Source organism: Alloscardovia sp. HMSC034E08, from assembly GCF_001813415.1.
GTDB classification, from domain to species: Bacteria; Actinomycetota; Actinomycetes; order Actinomycetales; family Bifidobacteriaceae; genus Alloscardovia; species Alloscardovia omnicolens.
In genome coordinates, this window is record NZ_KV812468.1 from 1,411,149 (window position 1) to 1,417,429 (window position 6,281).

Below are 6,281 nucleotides of genomic sequence, written 5' to 3' on the forward strand. Positions count from 1 at the left end.
GATACCTTTCGGCGGCACTCATACTTTTCGGCGCGAGGCACACTTTTTGGCGATACCCCCTTAGAACACTATTCGCGACCCGATCGAAGCACCCAAAACCTGCTCGGACACCCGATTCCACGCCCGATCCAAACCATGCCATAAGCACAACAAACCCCTCGAATTCCTTGTTTTACCTAGTAAAACTCGGAACTCGAGGGGTTCTGTTCGCACTCACACTTTTGTATCAAAATGAGCGTCCTAGTGGAGCGGATGACGGGAATCGAACCCGCGTAATCAGTTTGGAAGACTGAGGCTCTACCATTGAGCTACATCCGCAGACAATCCACTACTATAAGCAAAAACTGCACAGAATGCAAACTTCTTAAATGCTGGAGTGTTGCTATGCTGGAAATCATGCAGCATGTTTTTATTATTGGTAGTCGTGGACTGCCTGCACAGTATGGCGGTTTCGAAACTTTTGTGGGAAATCTTGTTCTTCATCGCAAGAATAATGAGATTGTTTACCACGTCGCATGCTTAAGCAACACCGCCCACCACGCGCACACCGATTTCCACGGCGCCGATTGCTTCACAATCAATCCTCCCAAAATCGGACCTGCCCGCGTCATCGCCTACGACACCCTCGCCCTGGAATACGCGCTCAGCCTAGTCGATAAAAACGCAATTGCGCATCCCGTATTCATCATTCTTGGTAATACTATCGGGCCTCTCGTCAAGCGGTATGCCACGAAAATCCATAAACGTGGTGGTCTGCTTTTCGTCAACCCTGATGGTCTGGAATTCAAAAGAGCAAAATGGCCAAAACCTGTGCAGAGCTATCTGAAATACGCGGAAAAATGCATGGCGCGTCGTGCTGATGTTATTGTTAGCGATAATCAAGGCATCCAAGACTATATGAAACGCAACTATCCTGGCGTAAACAGCACATTTATTGCGTACGGCACAGAAACTCAACAGACGCATTTAACCGCGCATAGTGAGGATGTTCGCGCGTGGTTCAGCGAGCATAATCTGAATGCACAGGAATATTATCTGGTTGTTGGCCGTTTTGTTCCGGAAAATAATTACGAAGCCATCATCAGCGAATACATGCAGTCAACGACCAAAAAACCGCTCGTTATTATCTGTAATCATGAGGGGAACGCGTATTTCGAGACGCTTAAGCAGCGCACTCAATTCACTACGGATCCGCGCATTAAATTTGTCGGTACGGTCTACGACAAAGAGCTGCTCACGTACATCCGCCAAAATGCTTTTGCATATATTCACGGTCATTCGGTTGGAGGAACTAATCCAGGGCTGCTTGAAGCCTTAAGCTACACCGACTTAAATCTCATCTTAAATGTGAGTTTTAATCATTCGGTTGCGAAAAATTCAGTGCTGTACTGGAAAATTGACGGTATGGATGACGCAGACGAAACCGCTGATCAATCCCTCTACCTACATGCTGTGATTAATCATGCGGAAACGATGTCTGCAGATGAGCGCGCAACCTTTGGCGTTCAGGCTCGGCAGATTATTGCGAACGAGTACACGTGGGATGAAATTGTCAGCCAATATGAGCAGCTTTTTATAACAGGGCAAACGAGCGCTGATACGAACGCTACGCCATTCACGCAAACTGATAGAGACAGCGACACGAAGATTGACGAGCGTAAAATTGACACGAAGATCGAGTAGAGAGGTAGCAGGAAGGCGCTGATACAGATACCGAACCCACGCTAAGGAACACCAACCACCCCACACAGGAAACATACAGTGAAAGTCAATATTCTTCTATCCACATATAACGGCGAAAAATATGTGCGCGAGCAAGTCGAAAGTATTCAAAAACAAAGTTTTACCGACTGGAATCTTCTCATCCGCGATGACGGTTCTAGCGATAATACAGCCGAAATTATTCGCTCTCTCGCTACCCAAGACGAGCGTATCCGTTTTATCAACGACGGTAACGTTACCAATGTGGGTGTTATCCGTTCCTTCTTCGAACTGCTCACATACGAAAAAGCGGACTATTATCTCTTCTGCGATCAAGATGATTATTGGTTGGAAGATAAAGTGCGCGCTCAAGTGGAGGAGGCTCGCCAACATCCGCAGCATATTCCTCATATGAACTATATGGATCCTGTGGTTGTGGATGCGAACTTAAAAACGCTCAACCCCAGCATGATCCGTTCCCAATCCGGACATGCTAATACTGAGCTTGTTCAAGAACTCACCGAGAACAGTGTTACGGGGGGCGTGGCTTTAATTAATCACGCGCTCGCAGAAAAATGGGTGAATGTGAGCGACAACATTATTATGCATGATTGGTTCCTCGCCCTATGTGCAACAGCAACGGGAACGTTAACTTTTATTGATAAACCGGGTGAGTTGTATCGCCAGCATGAAGCGAACGTTTTGGGAGCGCGAACATGGTCGAAGAAGTTCGCAACTTTTTCGAATCCTTGCGCTTTGATCAAGAAAAATTGGTGGCTTATTACATCTTCGCAAAAGCAAGCACAGTATGTTCTTGAACAGGAACGCGAAAATATTTCGCAGGAAAATCAGCGCTTGATGCATGCTTATATTCACGTTCTCGAGCAACCTTTCCTTCAGCGCCTATGCATAATAAAGCGTTTTCAGTTGCGCAAAAATAAGTTCCTCACATCCGTTTTCTTTTGGATTTTGATTGCAACCAGATGGGGTTATGGTCATGGTAAAGAAGAAAAATAAACGTTTCAAGCAATCGGCTAAGCAAACTGTTGCGGTCGATGCGATTATTGCAACTTCTACAGTTGAGCAGATTTCTATTGCGGATGCTCAGCGTGCAGTTAAGCGTTCAAATCCTTGGAAATATGCGGGCGTTGCGGTTCTTCTTCTTGCCGTTTTAACGATTCCGTACGGCATTGGTCGCGACATTGCTTTTCATCACACAGCTGATGCTATTTGGTTTCTTTCGCGCGTTCAGCCGGTAGGATGGGCGCTGATTAGTTGGTGTGCGACGACTGTTACTTTGATTTCCTTGCTGATTGCTGTGATTGAATCTCGATGGCGCAGTTGGGGAGTGTTGGCGTATTTTGCTTTTGCTGTTGAACAGCTATTGTCGGGACTGTCCATTTTGTCTACGAAATATTGGTGGGGGACGAAAGTTATTTTCGGATCGAGCAGCGTTTATGCGAACGGTATTAACGCCGGTATTATTTGTGCGATGGGCGCTTTAGGTTTTTTCCTCGTTGTGTATATAACAACGTTGATTTTTATTAAAAAGACCTCGCCTTTGAATGTTTTTACGCGCAGCTGGGCAGCATTAACGCTTTTTTTCGTGGTTGAACTTGGCGGTTTGATTGTGGCGATGTTCGGCGGTTTTATTTAGACGCTCGGGAAAACTTGGGTGTAGGGCGTTCTTCTGTTGTGTGCCGTAAAAATATGAGCAATGAGTGCAGGGGCATACGTCAGTATGTATGACCCCTGCACCTTAATCTAAAAATACATGAATCGGAGAGTTAAAATAACTGAATTTTAGTTTTTCCCTATAAAATCACCAAGATTTTTAATTTGTTGCTTGATGAGATGATATTGTTCAGATGAGGTTCTGGGGGAGTACATATTTAGTTGAACGTCCTTTGCTCACTATTTCTATATATTTTTTCCCAAGAAGAGCTTTTAAGTTTTCTCTGAACTTATACTCTGTCATTAGGGTGTTTTCAATTACATCATTTTTGCTAATGTTTCCATTTTCGATTATAAACTTGAGAATGGTTTTTTCATCCTCGTTACGTCTTCGTATGAAGATAGCAAATCAACTTTCCAAATAGTAACAATAGTACTATCGAAAGTGGTTGTGACTTCTGGAATTTTTAACTTGTACTTCTCAGACACGTCAAAAATTTTAGGTCCTCTTGAACCGGCCTTTTCAGACATTCCTATTCTTCTGAATAATGATGAAATTGTACTATTTCGTGTTTTTGATGTGCCTCCATGTATAAACTCTGGGATAGAGACTTTCATCTTGCCAGGATTTTTAAATTCGTAGAAATCATTATACGAGGTAATGATAATTGGAGAATCGAAGTCATAATAAGCGTGCATTAGGCAGTTGACTAACGCTTCGCGTATAGATTTAGATAAATCCTTCTTAAAAGGTAGACGATGTGCAGATTTGTCGTTTAGCTCGAATCTATCGTTTGTTGTAGCGGTTATTTTCTTATATGTTAGTTTAAGAAATCATACATGTTCAAATCGGGATACATCATATCTCCGGTCGAAACTCTGTCATCCCACCTTGCAGAAAACGAGTTATCTTTTTCAAAGTAATCTAATTGGAATTTAGGGTAACGAGAAATAATGGAATTATTTTTCCCCAAAAATAGCAATCCGCCTGCTGTCAATTTATAAGTGCCGTCAGTTCTATCCTTCTTAAACACACCAATTTCAGTTAAGAAGGCTCTGAGCGGCATATTGATATACTTGTTGTTTCCGCTCAAATCGATTAATAGTTTTTTATAGTCTTCAATTGTTTCGATATTAAGGTCGCTTTCGTCGTAGTTAGTTAGGAGTTCGCTATCAATATCATCGTGAGAACTTACCATAAGATATTTTAGTTCTTCTCTGTCGAGTCTAACGTCGTCCTCTCCTAGTCTTTTATAAGATTGTCTAAAATCATTCTTTAGATGGACAGGCTTTTGGTCACTACTAGCTTCTCTTATAGTTATCACCATGAGTTGGCGATTTTTACCAGGGATGTCTACATACTCAATGTCATTATCTGCTAACAAATTACAGCTGACTTTTTGTTTATTCGCAGCTAGAGCAAACAAATCATCTCGGATTTTCTGAGGATTATTTACTCCTTGATATGGATCTTCATTTTTCTCATCAATTCCTAAAATGATTTTTCCGCCGTTGGTATTAGCGAAAGCAGAGTAAGTTTCCCAGAAAGAATCAGGAAGCGCATTCTTGGCTTTTTTATACTCTAAACTTTTTCCTTCAGACCTTAGTTCTACGCTTTCCTCCTATCTTTAAATGACTATTTTACAATTTTTTCGTACGAATATCGCGCGAAAAAATTGTTTTGAAAACACTCAAAATTTTGTTGATTTTAAGCAGTTTATGAAGAGGAAAAATAGGAGGGAAAATGATAATCACGCGAAAATCGCGCGATTATTCTCTGCCAAATATTATTACAGAGTGTGTGATGTTAATCATGGCACATCTCTTAAGGACATCTCGAGTTCTTAGAACATATCCAGTAGAATAAGTCGATGGAACAGGTGTGCGAGAAATATCTCCTCGTTCGTCAAACTAATATCTTTTGGAGAGAAACGTGATTAAAGGTTTTAAAGATTTTATTTCCCGCGGCAACGTTGTTGATATGGCAGTCGGTGTTGTTATGGGTGGCGCAGTAACCGCTGTAGTTACTTCTATTGTTGAGAACTTCATCAACCCATTGGTAGCTATGATTTTCGGCAAGCCAGATATGTCTGATTTGTTGAAGTTCACTTTTAATGGTGCAACTATTTCTTTCGGCGCTATTTTGACTGCTCTGATTAACTTCCTGATTATTGCTGTTGCTGTTTACTTCTTCATCGTTTTGCCTATGAGTAAGATTAAGGATATGACTGCTAAGCAGGAAGCTGCTGAAGAAGCTGCTGCTGAGCCAAGCGCTGAAGAAGTTCAGTTAGCTACTTTGCAGGAGATTCGCGACCTGCTCAAGGCTCAGAAGAACTAGTAGCTAGCCTATAGAGTAATCCCTCTCTGGCTGAAGTATTTCGAACACGAGAATAACGTGTTTTACGCTTTTGCTGGGGAGGGATTATTGTATTCAGCATAAGCTTGGTGGCTTGTTCTCTGTTTTCAACGTTTTGCTTAGTCCTTAGACTTAACGGGAGCTGTATTCTTAATCAATATAATTTCGCGTGAAAATTGATAGTGCAGCCTACGTGCAACGTATACGACCTTTTCTAGATGGTATTAACGCTGATTCGTCTAAATTTTCTGCTGGTTGGAGTTTCGCGGGGTTTTAGGTTGCAGGTGTATGACTAGCAGCTGTTCGGCACAATCAGGCTTCACACTGCGTTAAAATCGGTGGGCTATTGTTCTGACGCATTCTGCTTAACCGATTCATACACCTGTTATGCCAGTTTTGATGCGCAAAAATGGCTTCAAAAGTGGCGTATCGGTTGCGCGTATCGGCTTCACATATAACTAGAGTTGTTCACGCATGAAGACAAAAGAAAATGTGCCAAACCATCTTCACACCGGGGCGATGTCTTAACACTTGACAGCCGGAGGAATCA

The 6,281-nt window shown here is 42.3% G+C and carries 5 protein-coding genes, 1 tRNA gene and 1 pseudogene; 4 read left to right on the forward strand and 3 right to left on the reverse strand.

The features are described 5' to 3' along the window. Positions 1–244: 244 nt before the first annotated feature. A tRNA-Gly gene (locus HMPREF2909_RS07680) sits at positions 245–318 on the reverse strand. A gap of 66 nt (positions 319–384) precedes the next feature. Between HMPREF2909_RS07680 and cps2T the strand changes: the two genes are divergently transcribed. The 3 genes from cps2T to HMPREF2909_RS07695 all read left to right on the forward strand — a co-directional run bounded on the left by cps2T (position 385) and on the right by HMPREF2909_RS07695 (position 3,358). Beyond that, on the forward strand, positions 385–1,683 hold the full coding sequence (gene cps2T, locus HMPREF2909_RS07685) for a beta 1-4 rhamnosyltransferase Cps2T (protein WP_210387894.1): 1,299 nt from the start codon (positions 385–387) through the stop codon (positions 1,681–1,683). Between the two features lie 78 nt (positions 1,684–1,761). Continuing rightward, the gene (locus HMPREF2909_RS07690) at positions 1,762–2,718 is read left to right on the forward strand and encodes a glycosyltransferase family 2 protein (protein ID WP_021618719.1); all 957 of its coding nucleotides are present in this window, start codon (positions 1,762–1,764) and stop codon (positions 2,716–2,718) included. Then, positions 2,699–3,358, forward strand: coding sequence for a hypothetical protein (locus HMPREF2909_RS07695; protein ID WP_071415823.1), 660 nt, complete (start codon positions 2,699–2,701; stop codon positions 3,356–3,358). Before HMPREF2909_RS07690 ends, HMPREF2909_RS07695 begins: the two co-directional genes overlap by 20 nt. A gap of 368 nt (positions 3,359–3,726) precedes the next feature. Here the strand turns inward: HMPREF2909_RS07695 and HMPREF2909_RS09925 are convergent, their stop codons facing one another. Together HMPREF2909_RS09925 and HMPREF2909_RS09400 are read right to left on the reverse strand one after the other, a co-directional pair. Beyond that, positions 3,727–4,074 (reverse strand): ATP-binding protein, encoded by a 348-nt coding sequence (locus HMPREF2909_RS09925; protein WP_210387895.1) that lies wholly within the window; start codon positions 4,072–4,074, stop codon positions 3,727–3,729. A gap of 122 nt (positions 4,075–4,196) precedes the next feature. Next, positions 4,197–4,961: pseudogene (locus tag HMPREF2909_RS09400) on the reverse strand (AlbA family DNA-binding domain-containing protein); the annotation flags it as partial. Positions 4,962–5,308: 347 nt separating this feature from the next. On the opposite strand from HMPREF2909_RS09400, the gene mscL reads away from it, so the two are divergent. Further along, positions 5,309–5,713 carry a large conductance mechanosensitive channel protein MscL gene (mscL, locus tag HMPREF2909_RS07705; RefSeq protein WP_071415824.1) on the forward strand — a complete coding sequence of 135 codons (405 nt, stop codon included), beginning with the start codon at positions 5,309–5,311 and terminating at the stop codon, positions 5,711–5,713. The last annotated feature ends 568 nt before the right edge of the window (positions 5,714–6,281 follow it).

Bases quoted from the DNA above. Each gene is read 5' to 3' on its own strand.
- cps2T (WP_210387894.1), top strand. From the start codon at position 385: ATGCTGGAAATCATGCAGCATGTTTTTATTATTGGTAGTCGTGGACTG.
- HMPREF2909_RS07695 (WP_071415823.1), top strand. From the start codon at position 2,699: ATGGTAAAGAAGAAAAATAAACGTTTCAAGCAATCGGCTAAGCAAACT.
- HMPREF2909_RS09925 (WP_210387895.1), bottom strand. From the start codon at position 4,074: ATGCACGCTTATTATGACTTCGATTCTCCAATTATCATTACCTCGTAT.